Below are 1,307 nucleotides of genomic sequence, written 5' to 3' on the forward strand. Positions count from 1 at the left end.
GGCGCCGTCGTCGACGACGCCGAGGCCGGCATCTTCCGCTGCCACCGCAGCATGTTCACCGACCCGGATTTCTTCGACCTGGAGATGAAGCACATCTTCGAGGGCAACTGGCTGTTCCTGGCCCACGAGAGCCAGATCGCCGAGCCGGGTGACTACTTCACCGTGACCATGGGCCGCCAGCCGGTAGTCATCACCCGCGACAAGCAGGGCGAGCTGCACGGCCTGATCAACGCCTGTGCCCACCGCGGCGCGACCCTGTGCCGGCGCAAGCAGGGCAACAAGGGCACCTTCACCTGCCCGTTCCACGGCTGGACCTTCAAGAACGACGGCACGCTGCTCAAGGCCAAGAACGAGAAGACCGGCGCCTACCCGGACAGCTTCAAGCAGGAGGGCTCCCACGACCTCAAGCGCCTGCCGCGCTTCGCCAACTACAAGGGCTTCCTGTTCGGCAGCCTGAGCGATGACGTCCAGCCGCTGGAGGCGTACCTGGGCGAGACGATGAAGATCATCGACAACATCGTCGACCAGGCGCCGGACGGCCTGGAGATCCTGCGCGGCACCTCGTCGTACACCTACCACGGCAACTGGAAGCTGCAGGCCGAGAACGGCGCCGACGGCTACCACGTCAGCTCGGTGCACTGGAACTACGCCTCGACCATGCAGCGTCGCAACTACGACGCCGGCGGTACTCAGTCGGTGGACGCCGACGGCTGGTCGAAGAGCCAGGGCGGTTTCTATTCCTACGAGAATGGCCACATGATGCTGTGGACCCGGCTGCTCAACCCCGAGGTGCGCCCGGTCTACACCCAGAAGGAGTGGATCGAGGAGCAGCTTGGCGCGGCGCGGGCCGACTCCATCGTCAACCAGACCCGCAACCTCTGCCTCTACCCCAACGTCTACCTGATGGACCAGTTCTCCACGCAGATCCGCGTGCTGCGTCCGCTGGCCGTGGACAAGACCGAGGTGACCATCTACTGCTTCGCGCCCAAGGGCGAGTCGGCGGAGAACCGTCGCGTGCGCATCCGCCAGTACGAGGACTTCTTCAACGTCTCGGGCATGGGCACGCCGGACGACCTCGAGGAGTTCCGCGCCTGCCAGGAGGGCTACAACGGGGCGCTGTCCGAGTGGAGCGACCTCTCCCGCGGCGCCAAGCAGTGGATCGAGGGCGCCGACGAGAACGCCCAGGCGATCGGCATGAAGCCGCTGCTCAGCGGGGCCTCCCCGGAAGACGAGGGCCTCTACGTGCTGCACCACCAGCACTGGGTCGAGGAGATGCTGCGCGCCATCGACAAGGAACGCAGCCAGTT

General features: G+C 65.9%; 1 protein-coding gene. It reads left to right on the forward strand.

The genetic code is table 11. The annotated features are described in order from the left end of the window. Positions 1 to 1,307: Rieske 2Fe-2S domain-containing protein (locus MKP05_RS21120; protein WP_240570117.1), on the forward strand; the 1,307-nt coding region annotated here is incomplete at both ends.

It is taken from the genome of Halomonas flagellata, assembly GCF_022487945.1.
In the GTDB taxonomy this organism is placed as follows: Bacteria; Pseudomonadota; Gammaproteobacteria; order Pseudomonadales; family Halomonadaceae; genus Halomonas; species Halomonas flagellata.